A 20,280-nucleotide genomic window follows, 5' to 3' on the forward strand; every position below is an offset into this window, starting at 1 on the left:
CCGCTACGGTCAGGGCCGCGGCCCGTCGGCTGGCCGGACAGTGCCGTCCTGAGCGGTCAGGAAGGCCCGCATGCCCCGGCGCAGCGCCTCTCGCTCGGCGGGCTTCATGTCGGCGAGGACCACGGTGAGCGCCTGTGATCTGCGCTCGGCCACTTCGCTCAACACCTGCCGGCCGCGCCCTGTGAGAACCAACTGCACCTCACGTCGCTTGCGCGGATGCAGCAGACGCTCCAGGAGGCCCGCCGCCTCCAGCCGGTCGCACAGCCGGCTGGCGGTCGGGGCCCCTATCTCCATGCCCTCCGCCAGCGCGGTGAGATTGAGGCCCGGCTCGGCCTCCAGGATCCGCAGGGCTCGCAACTGGTGCGGCGACAGCCGCAGACTCGCGCCCTGGGCGGCCACCGACCACAGGTGCGCGAGACCGTCCACGGCGTCGGCGATCTCCCGCGCGACGGACAGGAGATCGTCACCCGGCCCGTTCGGCTGGTCGTCCCCGGAGCCGCTGAGACGAGTCACGAACACATCGCTTTCAGTAATGGCCTGCCCATACGGATACCACCTTCATTCAAACGCGGTACCCGACGAGCCGCCGGGCAAGCACCGCCGGCCGGGCCATCGTAGGGACTCGGGCGGACGAGGACGGCAACAAGGCAGGACACCTGCACCTGGACCCGCCGGGCCCGTACCACCGGTCCCGTCCCTACGCCACGAACACCGGCCGCCGCCCCTGCCGCCCGGGCTCCCTGACCCCTGCCCCTCTTGCGCTACCCGAACCCCAGCGGCCCACAGGGGTGTGCTGCCGTGCAGGGTCAGCGTCTGCGGCCGCGTGCCGCCCAGCCGCTTCCCACACCACCGAGGTGCAGGGCCAGCAGGGTGAGGCCGAGGAGCATGATGTTGGTGGACGTGAACACGTCGTTGGTGGAGACGTCGGCGGCGTCGATCAGAAAGGCGATGAAGAACAGGGCCGCCGAAACGATGGCCAGCATGCTGTTTCCCTCCCGTCGGGTTCAGTCGTGCGCTGCGCTGCACTCCGGATTCCCCCTGGCCGCCCACCCATACAGGGATGCCGTTCGCATGGTGCCGGGACATCGCGAGGAGGCGCCCGTCCGCGGAAGCGCGCTCGGCGGTCAGCGCGCTCGGCGGTTCGACGCCGTCCTGCCCGTGAGCGACGAACATCCGTCGCTGGGCCTGTCGCCCACATGGCCGATCGCGGCCCGGGATTCCTTCTGCCGAGGCGCAGCTCAGAGCACTTTCGAACAAAGCGACGGGGTCGAAGAGCCGCCTGCTGGGTAAGTGCGCTGTCCAACGGCATCTTGGAAGGGGAAAGCCATGTCAGTGGATTCCGAACCTGCCGAAGTGTCGCCGGTGGTGGAACACATCGCGGAATCGATGATCGAGTTGTGGCGGCGGGCGCACGAGGACGTCGCACCGACGATGTCCGGCGAGCAGATGCGCGCCCTGCTCGCTCTGGACAGCGAGCCAGGAGACCCGGTCAGGATCGCCGAACGTCTCGGTGTCGACTCCGCCCTGATGGCGAGGCTGCTCGAGCGACTGGAGCAGCGCAGGCTGGTGCGCCGCGTCCTGTCCGGGGAGTTCACGCTCACCGGCGCCGGCACGTGCGTGCTCGAAGTGACGCGGCAGCGCCGCAGGCAGCTGCTGGAACAGGCCGCCGCGACGGTCGCTCCGCCGGATCGGCCGGTGTTGCGCGACATGCTCAATCAACTCTACGGCCGGGTGAGCCCCTTGGCCCGGGTCCCGCGCAGCCGTACGCCGCGCTGACCGGCCGGCACGAGCCACCGTCCGAACGACAGCCACAGTCAGGACGACAGCCACCGTCAGGCCGGCGCGTTCCTCCTGCCTCCTGACGGTCGTACCGACGGTCGTACGCCCGCCCCGCCCAGACCCGATGCGGAGCCGAGACGGGTCAACCGGTGGCGAGCATGCCCGAGCGCAGACGCGCCAGGATGCGGGAGATGAGGCGCGAGACGTGCATCTGCGAAACCCCCAGCTCCTCACCGATCTCCGCCTGGGTCCTCTCCTCGACGAACCTCAGGTGCAGGATCCGCCGCTCCCGCTCGTCCAGCTGGGCGACGAGCGGGGCGAGGGCGTGGAAGTCCTCCACGAGTTCCAGGGCGGTGTCCTCCGCCCCGATGAACTCGGAGAGGGCCGCCTCGCCCTCCTCGGTGTCACCGGTGATCGCCGCGTCGAGAGAAGCGGAGTTGTAGCCGTTCGCCGCGATCTGGACCTCGACGACCTGCTCCTCCGTCAGGTTCATCAGGGTGGCCAGCTCGGAGACCCGAGGGGCGCGCCCCAGCCGGCTGCGCAGCTCCTCGCTCGCCTTGGCGAGTTCGGTACGTGCCTCCTGCAGCCGCCGCGGCACGTGGACGGACCAGGAGGTGTCCCGGAAGAACCGTTTGATCTCACCGACGATGTACGGCACCGCGAAGCTGGTGAACTGCACCTCACGGGAGACCTCGAACCGGTCGATCGCCTTGATCAGGCCGATCGTGCCGACCTGGACGACGTCCTCCATGTCCTGACCGCTGTTGCGGAACCGGCGGGCGGCGAAGCGCACCAGCGACATGTTCATCTCGATGAGCGTGTTGCGCGCGTACTGGTACTCGTGCGTGCCCTCCTCGAGCACGGCGAGCCGGTCCAGGAACTTCCCGGTCAGCTCACGGGCGTCCTGGGGCGCGATCCGCTGCGGATCCGCGATCTCCGGCAGCTCCGTACCGCAGTCGGTCGTCGCACCGACAAGTGCCGTCGTTGCCGTCGTCATCCCCAGGCCCTCCCTGCCGTCCGTACCCGCTCCCGTCGGTGAGCCGGCGAGTCGTCAAGGGCACGCCTACCCGGTCCGGGAGGCATCATGTCCGGCCGTCGTCGCCGGAGATCACCCGTAGAGCGAGCGGGCCCCCGGGCTGTCGCCCCTGAAGCGCCGGCCCGCGGCGATCTCCTCGCCGACCACCGACCAGACGGTCTCGTCGTCCTGGAAGGGGAGCGGGTCGATGCTGCTCGTCTCCTGCCGGATTCGCTCGACCTCGCGCTCCAGACGCTCGAAGCCGGCTTCCTCGCCGTCGCCGTCGCCGTCGTCGTCGCTGAAGGTGAACTCCTCGAGCAGGCGCTGGAACCGGAGGGCGACCTGGACGAGGGAGGAAACGTCCGTGTGGAGTTCCCGCACGGTCTCCTCGTCGGCGTCGAAGGCGTGCACCTTGCCGGATACGGGGTCGAGGGCGAGGTGGGCGCTGAGCAGCCAGCCGATGACGGGCCATTCGCCCGCGTCCTCCGAGGCGTCCTCGAAGTCCTCGGTGTCGACGACGTCCTGGACGAGGGGCAGCCGGCCGGTGTCCTCGTCGGGCTCACGCAGCCGGAGCGTCCCGGTGGGGACGCCGGCGGTCTGCAGAAGGCGGGCACCCTGGGTGTCCGCGACGGCGGGCGGGAAGGCGGTGGCGGGCAGGGCCGCGAGCCGGTCCTCGCCGAAGATGTCGGCGAGTTCGCTGCGGGTGACATCGAAAAGCACTGCCGGAACTCCGAAACGCTCTCAGCTCGGGAAGCCTGGGTCTTCTGACGGCGATCATTGTGTCGACTGCAGCAAGTGGTGCCCGGACACGATGGTCCGCGCCGAGCGTGTGAAGCACCACAAGGGCACCCCCGCGCAGCACAAGGACGAGGCCACCGGCATGGCGCCCGCACGGGACCGAGGCTTTGAGGTCTGTGCTCATCCTCATCAGGTCGATCACGCGAGGTCAGCGGCCTCGGTCAACCAGTCGTGGTGCTTGGCCGCTCGTCCGCCGAGGTTCGGCGCCGACCACCGCTGTTCGTGGCTGTCGGTGTCAGCCGTTGGTGTCATCCGTTGATGTCATCCGTTGGTGTCAGCCGCCACAGCCGGACTCGACAAGCGCGCCACCCACCCCCTCACTCCCCGCTCCATGGGGCACGGCCGGCGCACGAAGTGCGGCGAAACATTGGTGGTCCGCTGGTCTGCTGCTCTCTGTTTGCTGGGCTGTCTCTGGATGTGGTCTTCCTAGGGTCGTTGGTGTCCCCCGGGAGGTCCGGTCACCGGCCTTCCGACCTCTCCAGCGATTCCCCAGTGTTTGGAGACACCCTCATGCGTGCTCTGCCCCGTCGCGCCCTGCTTGCCGCCCCCGTCACCGTGCTGATGCTCGCGCTGGCTGCCTGCGGCGGCTCCGACTCCGGCTCCGACAGCTCCGGTGCAGCGGGCGCCGCCCAGCAGCAGGCACAGAGCGCGGGCGGTGCCGATGCGGCCGGCGACTCCGACGACAAGAAGGAGCCCCCGCTGACGGGGGAGATCAAGAAGAAGGCGGAAGCCGCCGCGCTCGCGGCGTACCCGGGCACGGTCGTGAAGTCCGAGGAGGACGTGGAGAAGCCCGGCATGTACGCGGTGGAGGTGAAGCAGGCCGACGGCACGTCGATCGAGGTCTACCTCGACACGTCCTTCAAGGTGACCGACACCAAGAAGGAGGGCACCGAGGAGACCGAGGACTCCGACGGCTGACATCCCCGCCACCGTCCGGCCAGCCGGTGACCTCTCCCCACACCGTCCGGCCGGGCGGTACCGGCCCGGCCACCGTCGTCCCGTACGTCTCCCCGACCCCAGGCGGCTTCCCGTGAACCCTCCAGCTGCCCTGGCACAGCTGTGCGAGCCTTGCGCCATGCGCCTGCTGCTCATCGAAGACGACGACCGGATCGCCGGCCCCCTCACCGAGGGGCTCGGGCGCTACGGGTTCACGGTGGACCACGTCCGCACCGGCGCTGCCGGACTCGCCGACACTCTGGTCGCGCCGGACCTGGTCCTCCTCGACCTCGGCCTCCCGGACATGGACGGCCTCGACGTCTGCCGCAGCCTGCGCGCCCGATCCGCCGTCCCCATCATCATGATCACCGCACGGGGCGAGGAAGCCGACCGCATCGTCGGCCTGGAACTCGGCGCCGACGACTACCTCGCCAAGCCTTTCGGCGTACGGGAGCTGATCGCCCGCATCCGTGCCGTCACCCGGCGCGCGGCAGCTCCCGCCTACGCCCCGGCCGGGTCTGCCGACACCCCTGGCATGCAGCCGTCGGCCTCAGGGGCCCAGGCGCTAGGGCCCCTGGCCGTCAACCGACGCACCCGCGAAGTCCACCTCGACGGCCGGCACATCGCACTGACCCCCAGAGAGTTCGACCTGCTCGCCCATCTCGCCGAAGATCCCGGCACGGTCTACTCGCGCCAGCAGATCATGGACACGGTGTGGGACCCGCACTTCTTCGGCCCCACCAAGACCCTGGACGCCCACGTCGCCGCCCTGCGCCGCAAGCTCGGCGACCCCGGCTGGATCACCACCGCCCGGGGAGTCGGCTTCCGCCTGACCGTCCCCGACGACCACACCGGTGAGGCAGGCGGATGACCCGGCGTCTGCTGCTCAGCTACCTCGCCCTGGCCGCGCTCGTCCTGGCCGGCCTGGAGATCCCCCTCGGGATCATCTACGCCGGTGGCGAGACCTCCCGCGCCTCCCAGAGCGTGGAACGCGACGCGTCCATGCTCGCCGAGATCACCGAGGAGGACATCGAGAAGGGCCAACTCGCCGCGCTGCCCGAGGTGATCGGCGAGTACGCCGAGCGCAACGGCGGCCGTGTCGTCGTCACCGACAGACACGGCATCGTCCTCGCCGACTCCGCCCCGGCCGCGCCCACCGGAATCAGCATCGCGGCACAGCCGGACATCGCCCGCGCCCTGGCCAACAAGCCCACCGTCACCACCACGAGCGACAGCGACGGCAACGACGTCCTGTCCGCCACCATGCCCGGCGCCTCGGGCACCACCATCCGCGGCACCCTGCGCCTGACCCGCCCCCTGTCCGAGGTCGACGCCCGGGTCCATCGCATCTGGGGCGTCCTCGCCCTGGCCGGGGCCTGCATCCTCGCCCTCGTCGCCCTGGTCGCCTTCAGCCTGGCCCGCTGGATCACACGCCCCCTGCGCACCCTGGAAGCAGCTACGGCCCAGCTCGCCGACGGGCAGCTCACCGAACCGCCCGATGCCACCACCGGACCGCCCGAACTGCGCAGTCTCGCCGCCTCCTTCACCCACACCGCCACCCGCCTACAGCACCTGCTCAAGGCACAACAGGCGTTCGCCTCCGAAGCCTCCCACCAGCTGAAAACCCCCCTCACCTCGCTGCGGCTGCGGCTGGAGAACTTCGAGCCCTACCTCGACCCCCGCGCCCACGGAAGCCTGGAGGAAGCCGTCGGAGAGGTCGAACGCCTCGGCCGCATGGTTCAGGGCCTGCTCGCCCTCGCCCGCCTGGAGAACACCGCCACCACCCCCGAACCCGTCGGCCTCGACACCGTCCTCGCCGACCGCGTCGCGATGTGGGAACCCCTCGCCGCCGAGCAGTACGTCACCCTCGACGTCACCGGCCCACCCGTCGGCCAGGTATGGGCCATCCCCGGCGCCCTGGAACAGATCATCGACAACCTCCTCGCCAACGCCCTGCGCGTCTCCCCGCCCAGTACCACCATCACCCTCCACCGCACCCCCGGCACCCAGCTCGACATCATCGACCAGGGGCCCGGCATGAACGACGCCGACCGCGAACGAGCCTTCGACCGCTTCTGGCGTGCGTCCGACACCCATCACGACGGCACCGGCCTCGGCCTGCCCATCGTCCGCCACCTCGTCGACGCCTCCGGCGGCACCATCACCCTCCACCCTGCCCCCAGCACCGGCCTCGACGCCCGCGTACGACTGCGGCCCGTCACCATCCCGCCGCCACGCGGCCCCCGCCCAGCCGGCGGCGACGTACGCCCCCCCCGGGGCCTCAACCGCCGAGGCCACACAACCGGACTGCGCTGAGGCCGCAAGCAGCAGAGCGCGAGCCGACCGCCCCAGCCCCTGCTTTCACTGTGATTCCCCGCTTGATCTGGTGCGCTTGTGGTGCGGGCGCTGTCGGCGTGAGGCGTCTGCGAACCGGCGCGTCTGCAAGTGCCTCAGAGGTGCTGCTTGGCTGCTCCGACCAGTCGGCTGATGTCGTCACGGGTCCGTACCCTGGCTTCGACGAGTTCCGTTCTGCTGTCTGTCTTGGACAGAGCCGTAACGTCTGCGAGTACGTCCTCCGCGGACCGACTCAGCGTCTCGTCATCGGTGAGCATCTGCACTCGGAACAGCGCTTCCTGGGCGTTGGAGCGTAGGTCATAGGCACGGATCCGCACCGTGTCAGGGTCCTCCGGTGGTGGCTGTTCGTGCTCGCAGAACCAGAGGTGCACAAGGCATCGGCGGTAGTTGACCAACGCGCCGGCGTAGGCAGAGTAGGCATCGAGTCGCTCCTGCCGCAGCTTCTCGCGACGGGTGAACTGGTGGCTCCTGTCGGCGGTGCGCTGCTGGAACGCCAGAGTGATCCCCGAACCGAGCAGCGTCCCCAGGACGGCTATGCCGCTGGCGATGATGGTCTCCACATCCCAAGCTGATCACGCATCGCCGTCCTCCGCGGGCCGTGACCCAACTCCGATGCCAGCGCGCTTTCCAACTGTGCTGGCGAGCGTGACAGCTACGGTCAGGGCTGTTCACCTGGGTTCACGGTGGTCGGCGGCCCGTGTAGAGCCTGGTTCGGAACGCGTCCGAACGCTCGTGGACGTCGATGAACGAGACGAAAAAGGAGACGGGCCGCTGCCTGTATGGCCAGCCGCGTCGGCGATGGCTCACCACTGCTCAGTCAGTCGGACCACGCACCTGGCACACCGATGGTGGGGCCGAGGTCGGTGGCGGCGGCCAACGAGTGGGCCGCGGTTCTCAGCTCCTTCTCCCATCCCGGAAGCTCGTCGGGTCCGAGCCATTCGCTGTAGTCCGCTGCGACGGACAGGAACCGTGTCTCCTCCCGGGTACGGGCTGCGACCGTCATCGACAGTCCATTGCCCACGTCCTTGGGGCTCAGCTCGCCTTCAGCGAGGCTGAACGCGAGTCTCACCAGGAGACATCGGCCGGCCGTCTCCTCGTCGGGAAGGGGTATGCCGAGTTCGCGCAGGGCCAGAACGTACAGTTCGCGGACTTCGGCCGAGTCGCTCCGGCGTGACAGACCGGCCAGCTCGCGCAGGGCAGGGGAATCACGCCCGTCGACAAGCGCATGCGCAGCGAGCATCGGGAGTTCCTCGGGAGGGAGTACCTCCGCCACGTACTGCCAAGCGCTGTACTGCAGCCGGTCCATGCGCCCATCGTGGGGGGCGGCGAGACGTCCTGGCCAGCGGATTGTTGTCGGGGTCTCGGCTTCTTGACCAGTGACAAAGCTCACGGCCCCCCAACAGGCCTTTGCTCGGCCTTTGCGCAGCTCGCGGACGTGAACGGGCGCCGGCTAACTAAGGTCGAAGACCCGGGTGGTCAACGGAGGGGGAGACGTCAAGTCATGGGTGACAGCGGCGAGGTACTCGACATCAAGATCGCCGACCTCAAGGCGACAGCACCTCATTTTCACCATCAGAGCGTTGCCCTCGAGCGAGCGCTCACGAAGCTGAAGCACGGGCTGGCTGCGGCCGGCTCTCCATGGGGCGACGACGAGCAGGGCGAGAAGTTCCACAAGGCGTACGGCCCGCACGTGAAGCAGATCGAGCAGTCGACCCAGATCCTGGCTGACGGCCTGGCCAGCATTCGCGAAGCCATGGTCGACATGGCTGACGGGCACGTCGACAACGAAGAGCTGATCCGAGGCATGTTCAGCCGGATCCACGTTGATCGCGACACCAAGGGCGATGGCAAGTGAGTGTCGCGGACAAGGCCCGCAAGGTCGTCCAGGACCTGACGGGCATGTGGTGGCCCGACGCCGATGAAGACGGGTTGCGGGCCGCCGCGAAGGCGTGGAGGAACTTCGCCGACGACGTCGACGATGTCACCTCCGGCGCCGACAAAGCAGCTCGCTCCATCATCGAGCACAACAAGGGCGAGGCCATCTCCGCCTTCGACGACCCGTACTGGCGTCGCTACTACCACGACGGGCACGGCTGGCTGAAGGACCTGGCCGACGCCGCCCGCGACATGGCCAAGGCCCTGGACGCCTACGCGGACGCCGTACACAGCGCGAAGAAGAAGCTGGAACACGAGCTGGAGATCGTCGGCGCCACACTCGTCGCCGGCACAGCCCTGGCCATCTTCACCGCAGGCATCTCGGAAGGTGCGGCAGCAGCGGCTGCGGTCACTGTCGCGGACCTGGCCGCCGGCCTGGGCATCGCAGTGACCGAGGAGATCGCCACCATCGCGGGCACCACCCTGGCCACGGCAGCCTTCGCCGGCGTCGAATCCATCACGGTGGATCTCGCCGTAACCCAGCCCGTGTCCATCGCCCTGGGCGAGCAGAAGGGTGGGCTCAGCCTTGACGAGGCCCGCCAGGCCGGCGTGTACGGCGCGCTCCTGGGCGGTGGCTTCGGCGGTGCGGGTGCAACCTACCGGGCTGCCCGTGCCGGAGGCTTGACGAGCTTCTTCGACAGCATCGACATCAATCTCACCGGGCCTCGCATGGCCGTCGCCGGAGTTCCGGGCGAGCTTGGCGGAGCCACTGGTGACCTCGCGGCGGGCAACGGCTACGCGATGCGGATCAGCGGCTCCGACGCAGGGGGTACCGGGGCGGGGAAGGGGCCATGGCCTGCGGTGAGCGGCGTTGAAGGACCCGCAGCCGGCAAGTCCCTCAGACCCCCGAACGCCCGGCACACCGTCTCGGGGGCCGCCCATAGTGGCCGCAATGTCCGAGAGGCCAACAGTGTCGTTCTTCGCGGTTACGAGCAGGACATCCACCAGGACATCGCCGACATCGCGGCCGGCAGGGCCGCCTGGGACGACGCCACCAGCCGTTACGAGGTAAACGGGCGCACGTACGGCGTCGAAGACACGGGCACGGTGTACCCCGACAGTGGCGCGGGCATCGTCAAGCTCGACCGGAACGAATACGCCGCCCTCCAGCAGATCGCCAAGGCCAAGGGCGACCTCGGCGCAGCACCGCAGCTGACCCGGAATCCGCGCTTCACAAACAACCCAGAGGCCGTACAGAAGGCCCTGGACATTTACAACGGGACCTACTCACCATGACGTACAACCTCCTCACCGTGGAGCCCCTGACCCTCGACGCCGTCACGGCCGCACTCGCGAAGTGCCTGCATGTGGGCGTCCAGGAGGTGGACGTCGCCGACGAGGACACAGACCAGGACCTGCGCAACTGGGACGCCCCGGTGCTGTGCGAGATGGTGACCGTCCTGGGTGACGTGTCCACGTCTCTGGACATCCATGTCCATGAGTCGGTGCAGCCGCGCCCCAGCGAGCGAGAACTGGCATCCGCCTTCGCCCGGGCGGCAGGTGCCCTGGTCCTCTTCCCCGCCGAGGAGGCGCCGCCGAGCGCGTACTGGCTGGCAACGGAGAGCGGACTCGTCACACGGGCACGTCTGTACGAGACCGACGACGACGAACCCCGCTACACGATCGACAGGGTGGAGGCACCCATCGACCGGCTCCCGCACGTCACGGTGGCGCGCATCCCCGAAGTGGTCCGCGAACTCAAGATCGTCACCCCGCTCGGCGACGTCTTCGCCGCGCACCTGCACCGCATGCACCCGGAGGAGACCGACACCCCGGGAACCCCGTTCTGGACGGCCAGGAGTTCCTTGATCGCCTGGGAGAAACTCGTCCGCCAGATGGAAGCTGCCTGGGCGCCCTCCGGCTGGTATCCGTCCGACCTCTACGCCGAGCGCCTCTCAGCGCGCGACAAGCTGGAGCAGCTGCGCAACCAGCTCCCCCCAAACGTAACTGTCCTCCTGCAAAACGCTCTTGAGCCGCTGGACGCCCTCTTCGCAGACCTGACGGTCGACGACACGGATGGCCTGCTCGGCAAAGAGCTGCTTCCCGGGAAGGACGCAGCCTCGGCACACGGATGGTGGTGGAACCGCCGCCCGGAGCCCCTGCCCTGGTAAGCCGGTCCGGGGTGGGACGAGCCGCTGTTGACCGTTGTTGCCCGCTCGTACGGGCACGCTGTGGGCACGGGCTTCAAAGAACGGCGGTCAGGGCCCGAGAGCTCAACCACGAGGTCGACGGGCCCGGCGCTGCGGTGTTGTCCGCATCGGGTGAGGATCTCCTGGACTGCCAGGCGCGGTCGTGGGCGCGGTCGTCCACCGGCACCCGGCCGAAGAGCAGGCCCAGGTCCTCGATCGCCGCCGCCCGCAGGCGGGTGAGCGCCAGAGCGCGCCGCCGGTTTCCCAGCACTTCGCGCAGCGCGGTGTTCACCGTGTCCTTCTTGGTGCTGGTCCCGAGGACCTCGGCCACGTCAGCGACCAGCTGATCGTCGAGATCGATCACGGTTCGACTCATCGACTACAAGACGCGGCCGAGCCCGCAGCACCACCGATCCATCGCCGTGACGCCTCTCACAGCTGCTGCGTACGTCGGGTGAGCACCTGTGAATCGATGTCTTACGAAAGGGAAACGAGGCACCTGCCGGGCCGCCTCTAGCCTCGCGGGGCATGAGGGGGAACCGAATCCGCCGACCCGACCAGTCCGTCCGCATGCCCGGCTGGGGCTCCATCCGTGGCCGCATGGCAATCGTCCTTGCCGTACCCACCTGTCTGCTCCTCGCTCTGACCGGGCTGGGCGTAGCCGACCGCGCCCACGACTGGTCCGCCGCGCGGGCCACGGAGTCCCAGGTCGGCATCCTGCTGCGGGAACAGGACCTCGTCCGTGAGCTCCAGCGTGAACGCGGTCTCACCAACGGCCTGTTGAGCGGCGCCGAGCAGTACCGGGATGATGTCCGCAGGCAGCGGGCGCGCACCGACACCGCGCGTACGTCCTTGAGGGCGGCGCTCTCGAAGGAGAGCGGCGATCTGCCCGAGGCCGCAGCCTTCGCCTTACGCCAGGCCCAGCTCCCGCTCGTCGACCTCACCGCAACCCGTACCGCCGTCGACACCGGCACGGCCGACCGCACTGCCACACTTCGCTTCTACACCGGGGCCGTCACCGCTCTGATCGACGCCGAAGGGGCCGGCGCGCCTGACGGCGACCGCCGTATCGCGCGAGGCGTGCAGGCGCTGCAGGCCCTGGCGCGTGCCACGGAGGCCGTAGCCCTGGAACGCGGCTTCCTGAACGGCGTGTTCGTGGCACAGCGGTTCCGCTCCGGCGAGTACCTCGACTTCACCGATGTCCGCGCCACGCGGGTCGCCGCCCTCGGCCAGTTCCGCCAACTTGCCGACAGCACCGAGAACTCTTCCCTCGACCAAGCCTTCGGGACGGCTGCCGCCCGCCGTGTCACCGGATACGAAGCCAAGGCCGAGGCGGGCGCCGGCGGCTCGTCCCTCGGCGTCGACCCCAGCCGCTGGTGGGCCGACATGACGACGCTCGTCGACGATCTGCACGGCGTGCAGAAACAGGTCGGTGACGACGTACGGGCGCGAGCGGACCAGGTCGGCGACGCGGCTACGCGAGAACTCGTCGGCTTCCTGGCACTGGGCGCGCTGATCCTCGCCGTAGCATCCGCGCTCGCGCTGTTCTCGGCCCGCTCCATCACTCGCCCCCTGGGCGCCCTGGCCGACGAGGCCGACGCAGTCGCGGGCACCAGGCTGCCGGACATGGTCAAGTACATCCAGGAGGCCGACCCCGACACCCCCTTGCCCTCGGAGCCCGAGGCGGCCGAAGTTCCCAACGGTGCACGGGAGGTCACCCGGCTGGCCGCCGCACTGCGCAATGTCGAGCGCGCCGCCGTGGGCCTCGCCGTCGAGCAGGCCGTCCTGCGCCGCAACAGCACCGAGTCCCTGGCCAGTCTCGGCCGCCGCAACCAGGCGCTCCTCAGCCGCCAGCTCGGGCTGATCACCACCCTGGAGAGCCAGGAGCTCGACCCGGACGCCCTCGCCGAGCTCTTCGAGCTCGACCATCTGGCGACGCGCATGCGCCGCAACGCCGAGTCCCTGCTCGTCCTCGCCGGCAAGGAGCCCCCGGCTCGCCGCTGGCCCGGCACGGTCACCGTCACCGAGGTGGTGCAGTCGGCCGTCTCCGAGGTCGAGCAGTACCAGCGGGTCGCCGTCACCGACATCGAGCAATGCCGCGTCCGTGGCCACTGTGTCGCCGAACTCTCGCACTTGCTCGCCGAGTTGGTGGAGAACGCACTCATGTTCAGCCCGCCCCAGCAGCCCGTCGCGCTGTACGGCTGGCGGGACGGCGGCGAGTACTGCCTCGCCGTGGTCGACCGGGGAATCGGGATGACCGCGCAGCGGATGGCCCAGGCCAACGCCCTGCTGTCCGGCAAGGGCGGCTCCCTGCTCGCTGCGCCCACCCGGTTCCTCGGCCACCATGTTGTCGGCGCGCTCGCGACCCGCCTCGGCGCCCATGTCGAGCTGCGCCCCACAGAGGGGTCGGGCATCACGGCGTACGTCGCCCTGCCCACCACGCTCGTCCAACAGCCGGACGTCTCGACCACCGCAGCAGCCACGTGAGTGCACACCGGCGGCCCCGGGACGGCGAGGGCAACCACGGAGCCGGTGACGAGAATCGAAGTCGCGCTCTCAGCTGCCGTGCGATACCCCGGTGTTCCCCGAGGCTCCCCGCGCAACCTGGCACGCATCTGGCACGACCGCTGCGTCCCGGACTGCCGGCTGCGGGCACCGCGGTGTCCCTGCGCCTGGCCCAGGCCCGGGAAACCGACCTGCGCACTCGGCAGCCGATCGACGGCACTACCTCCGCCACACCGGGCACACCTTGCCCACCGGATCGGGGGCTGCCCTCAAGGACACGAGGGTCCGCGCCGGCCAGTCCTCGGAGAAGACAGCGTTGATCTACCAGCACTCCGACGACGACCGTCAGCAGGAAAGTCGCAGCCGGACTGGAAGCCATCGTCCGCAAGGCAAGCCAGGAAGCTGCGGCCGTGCCAGAAGCGGAGCCCGCCGAACCCGGTGATCGAACATCTGGCATGAATCTGGCAAGCGGCGAGTGATCACCGCGGACAGCCAAAAGGCCCGGGTCTCTGACCTGGGCCTTCGTTGTGGAGCGGGTGACGAGAATCGAACTCGCGCTCTCAGCTTGGGAAGCTGATGTTCTACCATTAAACTACACCCGCGTAACTACGGACGTGTGGTCCCGAGGGATCCGATGTCCGGACGCTCGCTCACTTTACATCATCGCAGGCTCCTGGTGCTCGTACCCCGGGAGCCTGAGTCTGTTTCAGGGGTGGGATCCGGCTGCGGGTGACCGGAGTTGGGGCGTACCGTGGAGGGGTGGGGGAGGTGTCCGGCGAGGCCGGAGTGCCGCCTGGAGAGTCGTCCCTTTGATCCCGTAATGTGGCTTTTGCCGTCCGGGCAGCAACGCCGGACGGGGCTCTTGGGGAAGGGACTTGAGGGACTTGATGGAACGCACCGTCGTCCGATGCACGGATGGTCACGTCTTCAGCACCGCCACGTTCCCGATGCAGCAGGCCGGCCGGCTCGGCCCCGGCCGGCTCGTGCGGTGCCCGCGCTGTGCCCGGCTGCGCAGCGCCGTGCCGGTGACCTTGCAGAAGCAGCGTTAGCAGGGGCAGCAGTAGGAGTAGCAGCAGCAGTAGGAGCGGTAGCAGGAACGATGCGGTCACGGACGGCGACGGAACCCGCTGTAGTCGGGAAGTGACAGCAGGCGTAGTCGAGAAGTGACAGTAGGCGCGCGGAGCCGGTTGCGATTGCCCAGGCTCCGCGCGCCTTGCGTATCCTCGCTACGTGCTTCTCTCAGACAAGGACATCCGGGCCGAGATCGACGCCGGGCGGGTGCGGATCGATCCCTACGACGAATCCATGGTGCAGCCGTCGAGCATCGACGTACGGCTGGACCGGTACTTCCGGGTGTTCGAGAACCACCGGTACCCGCACATCGACCCGTCCGTCGAGCAGGTCGATCTCACGCGGCTGGTGGAGCCGGAGGGCGACGAGCCGTTCATCCTGCATCCCGGGGAGTTCGTGCTCGCCTCCACGTACGAAGTGATCACGCTTCCCGATGATCTCGCCTCGCGCCTGGAGGGGAAGTCCTCCCTCGGCCGGCTCGGGCTCGTCACGCACTCCACCGCCGGGTTCATCGACCCCGGCTTCAGCGGACACGTCACCCTGGAGCTGTCCAACCTCGCCACGCTCCCCATCAAGCTGTGGCCGGGGATGAAGATCGGACAGCTGTGCATGTTCCGCCTGTCCTCGCCCGCCGAGTTCCCCTACGGCAGTGAGCGCTACGGCTCCCGGTACCAGGGGCAGCGCGGGCCGACCGCCTCGCGGTCCTACGTCAATTTCCATCGGACCCAGGTGTGAGGGCAGCAGCGGTATGAGTGACGTGCGGGAGAACCTGACGTACGAGCGGTTCGGGACCGCCATCCGTGAGCTGGCGCAGACCATCGCCGACGACGGGTACGCACCCGACATCGTGCTCAGCATCGCGCGCGGTGGCGTCTTCGTCGCCGGCGGACTCGCCTACGCGCTGGACTGCAAGAACATCCACCTGGTGAACGTCGAGTTCTACACCGGTGTGGGCACCACCCTGGAAATGCCGGTCATGCTCGCGCCCGTGCCGAACGTGATCGACTTCTCCGACAAGAAGGTACTGATCACCGACGACGTCGCCGACACCGGCAAGACGCTGAAGCTGGTGCGCGACTTCTGCCTCGACACCGTCGCCGAGGTGCGCTCCGCGGTGATCTACGAGAAGTCCCACTCCCTCGTGAAGTGCGAGTACGTCTGGAAGCGCACCGACGACTGGATCAACTTCCCGTGGAGTGTCGAGCCGCCCGTCGTGCAGCGGGCCGGACAGGTGCTGGACGCCTAGGTCCGCGGCAGCTGCGCCCGGGACTGGTCCAGATACGCCGAAGGGCCCCGGCTGTCGCGCCAGGGGCCCTTTCGTTCGGGTGCTAGAACGTGCCCAGTTTCACGATCGACAGCAGGGCGATCAGCTGGATCGCCGACGCGCCCAGTGCCTTCGGCCAGGGCAGGTCGTGGGAGCGGGAGACCATCAGGGTCAGCAGGGCGCCCGCGCCGATCCAGGTGGCCCAGCCGAGGATCTGGACGAAGCCGGCGTCGCCGCCGAAGAACATGGCGACGACCAGACGGGGGGCGTCGGTGAGGGCCGTGATCAGCATGGACAGGCCCACCGTGGGCTGCCACGCGCCGTCGCCGCCGAGCTGGCGGGCCAGGGTGTGGGTGACCACGCCCAGGATGAACAGACCGATCACCATGACGACCGCCGTCACCAGCACGATCGGCACCGCGTTGGAGAGCGTCGCGGTGATCACGTCCTGGCGTGCGCCGTCGAAGCCGAAGACGGCGAGCAGGCCGTAGAGGAAGGTCACGACGAGGGCGGGGGTCCACATCGTGTAGTCCCGCATGCGCAGGAAGGTCCGGTCGGGGGAGAGGATGATCCCCTTCAGCAGTTCCTTCCAGTGCAGGGGCGGGCCGAGCGGAGCGGCCGGCGCGGCGGCAGCTCCGGCGTGGTAGGTCGCGCCCTGGGTGTAGCCGGCGGCCTCGTCGACCGAGAAGGCCTGCGTGTGGCCCGGGTTGTTGGCCGCATAGGGGTCGTGTCCGCCGTGTCCGGGTCCGCCGGGGCCCGGGTAGCCGCCGTCGCCGAAGTACTCCGGTCCGTCGTCGGCCGGGCCCGGGTATCCGTACGACTGTCCCTGCTGCGGGTACGGCGGCTGTGGCGCCGACGGGTAGCCGTGCGCGGGCCCCGACGGGCGGCCCGACGGGCCCGGTCGTCCGTACGGCGGCTGGCCGTACGACGGCCCTCCGGGCCGACCGGGTCCCTGTCCGTGCCCGTACGACGGTCCCTGCGGCGCCTGCTGTCCTTGGGGGGTGCGGTTGTCCCGGCCCCCGCGTCCGATCCTGAATCCAGCCACGACATCGAACGTACCTGGTCCGGCAGGCTCATGTGCCGGGCCCGGTGCTCCGGGCCCGGCTTTGCGGCTGACCTGTGACATCCCCTAAGGGACCGTCAGGCGCGGCACCCGGAGTTTCTCGGGGTTCCGCATGGTCCTCAGGGTGCCCCGCAGGCTCAGCCCGACAGGACGTCGCCGAAGTAGGAGTCGCCCGCCGGACCGCCCAGGGCCGTGCCGCCGAAGGACTTGGCGCCGGTGGCCGTGATGCCGGACGTGGTGGACTTGAGCAGCCACACGGCGCCGTCGCCGGTGTTCTCGTTGGTGGCGCTCGCCACGAGTTCCGCGCGGCCGTCGCCGTTCAGGTCCGTGAGCCGGACCGCCGAGCCGAAGAAGTCGAGGGACTCCGCCGTGCCCGGGACACCCGCGGTGTCCTGGGAGAAGGACTTGGCGCCGGAGCCGGTCAGGCCGGAGGCCGAGCCGCGCAGCACGGTGACGGTGCCCGCCTTGCGCGCACCGCCGACGGACTTGTTCTCGGCGCCGACGGCGATGTCCGGGTAGCCGTCGCCGTCGGTGTCACCGGCCGACAGGCTCCAGCCGAAGCCGTCGCCCTTCACCGCGGTGCCGGGCACGCCGGCCGTGTCCTGCGTGATGCGGACCGGGGTACGGCTGCTCAGGCCGCCGGACGCACCGTAGGTCACGGTGATCGCGCCGCCGGGGCCGCCGTTCGGCTCGGTCGCGGATTTCTCCATGAAGTTGCCGGTGACGATGTCGCCGTAGCCGTCCTTGTTCACGTCCGCGATGACCGCCTCGTAGCCGCCGGCGAGCTTCTTGCCCGCCTTCGGGCCGGTGGCCGAGCCGGTGTAGAGGACGCTGCGGGTGCGGTAGTCGCCGCCGCTGGTCTCCTCCTGGCCCATGACCAGCAGGTCGGTCTTCCCGTCGCCGTTGACCTCGCCCGCGATCAGCTTGTCCGGGTAGATCGTGGTCTGCGCGACGGTGTCGACGCCGGTGAGGGCGGCGGCCTTGCCGGTGCGGGAGAAGGGGCCGCGGAAGATGTTCAGGGACGGCGAGGCGTTGTTGCCGGCGGCCAGGTCGGTGTGGCCGTCGCCGTCGAAGTCGCCGGCGGCGAGGGCCCAGCCCAGCTCGTTGCGGTACTTCGGCAGCGGCGAGGAGATGTCGGTGGCCGTCTTCAGCCCGCTCGGGCCGCCCCAGACGACGGTCAGGGTGCCGAAGGAGTCGGTGGAGCCGATCCGCTCGCCGTGCACGCCGACGACCAGGTCGGTGTAGCCGTCGCCGTCCAGGTCGCCGGTGGTGACGCGGTCGCCGAAGTAGTCCGAGGACTCGGGGGTGCCGGGGATGCCGTCCGTGGCCTGGCTGATGATCTGGCGGTGGGCGGTGTCCAGGCCGCTCTTCGAGCCGTAGACGACGGCCACGTAACCGGCGCCGCTCTTTCCGGAGACCTTGGCGATCGGGGCGGAGATCGCTAGGTCGCGGTAGCCGTCGCCGTTGAAGTCGCCGGCCAGGCCGGAGGGGGCGGCGGCGGCCGTGGTGGCGGGCAGGGCGGCGAGCACGCCCGCGGTGAGGGACGTGGTCAGGGTCGCTGCGAGCAGCAGGGTGCGCTTGCGCATTGCGGTCCGTTCGGGAGGGAGGTGTGGGGCCGGGCCCACCGGGGTGGGGGCCCGGCCGGAGACGCTGCCAGTGCGGTTCACGCCGGTTCGCGCCGGTTCGCGCCGGTCGGTGTCGGTCGGTGTCAGTCGGCGATGACGGCGCTGAACTGCGGGGTGCCGGTGGTGGAGACGCCCACGGCGGAGGCGCCGACTGCGCGCGCACCGGTGGTGGTGATCTGTGTGCCGTTGGACGGCAGGTAGGTGACGGCGCCGTCGCCGCTGTTCTCGTACGAGCCGATCACCAGGTCGGCCCTGCCGTCGCCGGTGACGTCGTCGAGCTTGACGTCGGTGCCGAACAGGTCGGACTTCTCGTCGCTGCCGGGGACGCCCGCGGTGTTCTGGGAGAAGGCCTGGGCGCCGGAGGCGGTGTTCACGCCGGAGGCGGAGCCGTACAGGACGGTCACGCTGCCGGCGTCGGACACGGTGCCGATGTTCTCCTGCGGGCTGCTGACGACGAGGTCCTGGTAGCCGTCGCCGTTGACGTCGCCGAGGTCCAGCTCGTAGCCGAAGGCATCGCCCTTCTCCGAGGTGCCGGGCACGTTGCCGGTGTTCTGGGTGATCCCGGTGGTGGTGGCCGGGCCGGAGGCGGAGCCGTAGGTGACGCTCACCTTGCCGCCGTCGGCCGCGCCCGGGTTGACGGTGCCGTCGGGGTCCTTGGCGTCCCAGTCGGCGCCGCTGACGATGTCACCGAAGCCGTCGCCGTCGATGTCGCCGATGGCCGTGATGATGCCGGGCGCGAGTGCCTCGGCGGTGGAGCCGCTGAGGCCGCTCGTGGTGCCGGGCAGCCAGTAGTTGGTGTTCCAGCCGTACTGCGTCTGGGTCTCGTAGCCGTCGACGACGAGGTCGGTGCGGCCGTCGCCGTTGACGTCACCGGCGGTGAGGTTCAGCGGGCCGTACGGGTAGTCGTTGGTGCCCGACTGGATCGGCGGCTTGACGGTGGTCCGGCTGCCGTAGCCGCCGGCGGTGGTGAAACCGCCCTTGTACAGGTACAGGGTGGCGGCGGAGGTGCCGACGGCCAGGTCGGCCTTGCCGTCGCCGTCGAAGTCGCCGGCGGCCAGGGTCTTGCCCCAGAAGTCGTGGGAGGAGGCGGCCGGGTCGGGCACGTCGATGCCCTTGCCGGTCAGGCCGCTCGGGGAGCCCCAGAGGATGGCGATGCCGCCGCCGTTGGTGTCGGTGCCGACCTTCTCGCTCGGGGCGCCGACGGCGAGGTCGTCGTAGCCGTCACCGTTGAAGTCGGCGTACGCCAGGTCGCCGCCGAACACGTCGCCGGCCTCGGCGGTGCCGGGGACGCCGGAGGTGTTCTGGCTGATGGTGGTGCGTGCGGCGGAGGAGACGCCGGTGGCCGTGCCGTACAGGACGACGACCTGGCCGGCGCTCTTGTGGCCGCTCACGTAGGCGGTCGCGGCGGAGGTGGCGATGTCGCCGATGCCGTCGCCGTTGAAGTCGGCCCCGGTCACCTTGGAGGAGTCGGCGGCGGTGGCGGGGGATGCGGCGAACGTGAGCAGACCGCCCGTCAGCGCGGCGGCAACGGCCGTCGCGAGGGCGAGTCGCGGGTGGGTGTGCATGCGGTCTCCTGCGGCATGCGGGGGATGCCTGGCGGGGCATCCACAGACGGTGGGGTGCGGGACCGCCCGTGTTCGTCGTGGGTTCCCCCGCGGTTCACGGAGCGGCCGGCGATCAGGAGACCCGCTGTGGGGCGCGAGGGTTGTACGTGAGTTCGGAAACGGCAGGGGATCGCTGTGACTGCCGGGAGCACGGTTCCGAACGAGACGGCCGTGCCGGAGGGGAAGGCATGGCGTCCGTGC

The 20,280-nt window shown here is 69.8% G+C and carries 20 protein-coding genes, 1 tRNA gene and 2 pseudogenes; 12 read left to right on the forward strand and 11 right to left on the reverse strand.

The features are described 5' to 3' along the window. Positions 1 to 9 precede the first annotated feature (9 nt). Together ACZ4SF_RS23155 and ACZ4SF_RS23160 are read right to left on the reverse strand one after the other, a co-directional pair. Entirely contained in the window at positions 10 to 513 is a 504-nt protein-coding gene (locus tag ACZ4SF_RS23155) for a MarR family winged helix-turn-helix transcriptional regulator (RefSeq protein WP_468387515.1), read from the reverse strand. A 293-nt stretch (positions 514 to 806) separates the two neighbouring features. Continuing rightward, positions 807 to 983 carry a hypothetical protein gene (locus ACZ4SF_RS23160; RefSeq protein WP_468387517.1) on the reverse strand — a complete coding sequence of 59 codons (177 nt, stop codon included), beginning with the start codon at positions 981 to 983 and terminating at the stop codon, positions 807 to 809. A 343-nt stretch (positions 984 to 1,326) separates the two neighbouring features. Between ACZ4SF_RS23160 and ACZ4SF_RS23165 the strand changes: the two genes are divergently transcribed. Beyond that, positions 1,327 to 1,776, forward strand: a complete 450-nt coding sequence (locus ACZ4SF_RS23165; RefSeq protein ID WP_468387519.1) for a MarR family winged helix-turn-helix transcriptional regulator — start codon at positions 1,327 to 1,329, stop codon at positions 1,774 to 1,776. 145 nt (positions 1,777 to 1,921) lie between these two features. Here ACZ4SF_RS23165 and ACZ4SF_RS23170 read toward each other — a convergent pair whose 3' ends face one another. Together ACZ4SF_RS23170 and ACZ4SF_RS23175 are read right to left on the reverse strand one after the other, a co-directional pair. Then, positions 1,922 to 2,776: an RNA polymerase sigma factor SigF gene (locus ACZ4SF_RS23170; RefSeq protein WP_468387521.1), complete on the reverse strand. Its 855-nt coding sequence runs from the start codon at positions 2,774 to 2,776 to the stop codon at positions 1,922 to 1,924. Positions 2,777 to 2,887: 111 nt separating this feature from the next. Next, entirely contained in the window at positions 2,888 to 3,514 is a 627-nt protein-coding gene (locus ACZ4SF_RS23175) for an SUKH-4 family immunity protein (protein WP_468387523.1), read from the reverse strand. Between the two features lie 588 nt (positions 3,515 to 4,102). Between ACZ4SF_RS23175 and ACZ4SF_RS23180 the strand changes: the two genes are divergently transcribed. From ACZ4SF_RS23180 to ACZ4SF_RS23190, 3 genes are all read left to right on the forward strand, one after another. Next, positions 4,103 to 4,510, forward strand: a complete 408-nt coding sequence (locus ACZ4SF_RS23180; RefSeq protein ID WP_468387525.1) for a PepSY domain-containing protein — start codon at positions 4,103 to 4,105, stop codon at positions 4,508 to 4,510. Positions 4,511 to 4,667: 157 nt separating this feature from the next. Next, complete coding sequence (locus ACZ4SF_RS23185; RefSeq protein ID WP_468387527.1) at positions 4,668 to 5,399, forward strand: response regulator transcription factor; 732 nt, start codon at positions 4,668 to 4,670, stop codon at positions 5,397 to 5,399. Further along, positions 5,396 to 6,844: a sensor histidine kinase gene (locus tag ACZ4SF_RS23190; protein ID WP_468387529.1), complete on the forward strand. Its 1,449-nt coding sequence runs from the start codon at positions 5,396 to 5,398 to the stop codon at positions 6,842 to 6,844. Before ACZ4SF_RS23185 ends, ACZ4SF_RS23190 begins: the two co-directional genes overlap by 4 nt. A 134-nt stretch (positions 6,845 to 6,978) precedes the next feature. Here the strand turns inward: ACZ4SF_RS23190 and ACZ4SF_RS23195 are convergent, their stop codons facing one another. Together ACZ4SF_RS23195 and ACZ4SF_RS23200 are read right to left on the reverse strand one after the other, a co-directional pair. Then, complete coding sequence (locus tag ACZ4SF_RS23195; RefSeq protein WP_468387531.1) at positions 6,979 to 7,443, reverse strand: hypothetical protein; 465 nt, start codon at positions 7,441 to 7,443, stop codon at positions 6,979 to 6,981. A gap of 257 nt (positions 7,444 to 7,700) precedes the next feature. After that, positions 7,701 to 8,189, reverse strand: a complete 489-nt coding sequence (locus ACZ4SF_RS23200) for a hypothetical protein (RefSeq protein WP_468387533.1) — start codon at positions 8,187 to 8,189, stop codon at positions 7,701 to 7,703. Positions 8,190 to 8,384: 195 nt separating this feature from the next. Between ACZ4SF_RS23200 and ACZ4SF_RS23205 the strand changes: the two genes are divergently transcribed. From ACZ4SF_RS23205 to ACZ4SF_RS23215, 3 genes are read left to right on the forward strand one after another with little or no spacing between them, the layout of a single operon-like run. Then, entirely contained in the window at positions 8,385 to 8,738 is a 354-nt protein-coding gene (locus ACZ4SF_RS23205) for a hypothetical protein (protein ID WP_468387535.1), read from the forward strand. Continuing rightward, a complete protein-coding gene (locus ACZ4SF_RS23210) occupies positions 8,735 to 10,054 on the forward strand; it encodes a WXG100-like domain-containing protein (protein WP_468387537.1) in 1,320 nt (439 codons plus the stop codon). The genes ACZ4SF_RS23205 and ACZ4SF_RS23210 overlap by 4 nt, the downstream gene beginning before the upstream one ends. Next, complete coding sequence (locus ACZ4SF_RS23215) at positions 10,051 to 10,929, forward strand: hypothetical protein (RefSeq protein ID WP_468387539.1); 879 nt, start codon at positions 10,051 to 10,053, stop codon at positions 10,927 to 10,929. The genes ACZ4SF_RS23210 and ACZ4SF_RS23215 overlap by 4 nt, the downstream gene beginning before the upstream one ends. Positions 10,930 to 11,158: 229 nt before the next feature. Here the strand turns inward: ACZ4SF_RS23215 and ACZ4SF_RS23220 are convergent. Beyond that, positions 11,159 to 11,323, reverse strand: a pseudogene (locus tag ACZ4SF_RS23220) (type II toxin-antitoxin system VapB family antitoxin); the annotation flags it as partial. Positions 11,324 to 11,475: 152 nt separating this feature from the next. Here ACZ4SF_RS23220 and ACZ4SF_RS23225 point away from each other — a divergent pair. Together ACZ4SF_RS23225 and ACZ4SF_RS23230 are read left to right on the forward strand one after the other, a co-directional pair. After that, positions 11,476 to 13,434, forward strand: coding sequence for a sensor histidine kinase (locus ACZ4SF_RS23225; RefSeq protein WP_468387541.1), 1,959 nt, complete (start codon positions 11,476 to 11,478; stop codon positions 13,432 to 13,434). A 229-nt stretch (positions 13,435 to 13,663) separates the two neighbouring features. After that, a pseudogene (locus ACZ4SF_RS23230) lies at positions 13,664 to 13,931 on the forward strand (tyrosine-type recombinase/integrase); the annotation flags it as partial. Between the two features lie 49 nt (positions 13,932 to 13,980). On the opposite strand, the gene ACZ4SF_RS23235 reads toward ACZ4SF_RS23230, so the two are convergent. Next, positions 13,981 to 14,054, reverse strand: a tRNA-Gly gene (locus tag ACZ4SF_RS23235). A 285-nt stretch (positions 14,055 to 14,339) separates the two neighbouring features. On the opposite strand from ACZ4SF_RS23235, the gene ACZ4SF_RS23240 reads away from it, so the two are divergent. The 3 genes from ACZ4SF_RS23240 to ACZ4SF_RS23250 all read left to right on the forward strand — a co-directional run bounded on the left by ACZ4SF_RS23240 (position 14,340) and on the right by ACZ4SF_RS23250 (position 15,769). Next, complete coding sequence (locus tag ACZ4SF_RS23240; protein WP_468387543.1) at positions 14,340 to 14,501, forward strand: hypothetical protein; 162 nt, start codon at positions 14,340 to 14,342, stop codon at positions 14,499 to 14,501. 181 nt (positions 14,502 to 14,682) lie between these two features. Then, complete coding sequence (dcd, locus tag ACZ4SF_RS23245; protein ID WP_468387545.1) at positions 14,683 to 15,258, forward strand: dCTP deaminase; 576 nt, start codon at positions 14,683 to 14,685, stop codon at positions 15,256 to 15,258. Between the two features lie 13 nt (positions 15,259 to 15,271). After that, entirely contained in the window at positions 15,272 to 15,769 is a 498-nt protein-coding gene (locus ACZ4SF_RS23250; RefSeq protein WP_468387547.1) for a phosphoribosyltransferase, read from the forward strand. Positions 15,770 to 15,851: 82 nt separating this feature from the next. Here ACZ4SF_RS23250 and ACZ4SF_RS23255 read toward each other — a convergent pair whose 3' ends face one another. From ACZ4SF_RS23255 to ACZ4SF_RS23265, 3 genes are all read right to left on the reverse strand, one after another. After that, positions 15,852 to 16,913, reverse strand: a complete 1,062-nt coding sequence (locus ACZ4SF_RS23255; RefSeq protein ID WP_468387549.1) for a Yip1 family protein — start codon at positions 16,911 to 16,913, stop codon at positions 15,852 to 15,854. 74 nt (positions 16,914 to 16,987) lie between these two features. Next, complete coding sequence (locus ACZ4SF_RS23260) at positions 16,988 to 18,436, reverse strand: FG-GAP-like repeat-containing protein (RefSeq protein ID WP_468387551.1); 1,449 nt, start codon at positions 18,434 to 18,436, stop codon at positions 16,988 to 16,990. 122 nt (positions 18,437 to 18,558) lie between these two features. Continuing rightward, positions 18,559 to 20,040, reverse strand: coding sequence for an FG-GAP-like repeat-containing protein (locus ACZ4SF_RS23265; protein ID WP_468387553.1), 1,482 nt, complete (start codon positions 20,038 to 20,040; stop codon positions 18,559 to 18,561). Positions 20,041 to 20,280 lie beyond the last annotated feature (240 nt).

Source organism: Streptomyces sp. NPDC027663 (assembly GCF_055566415.1).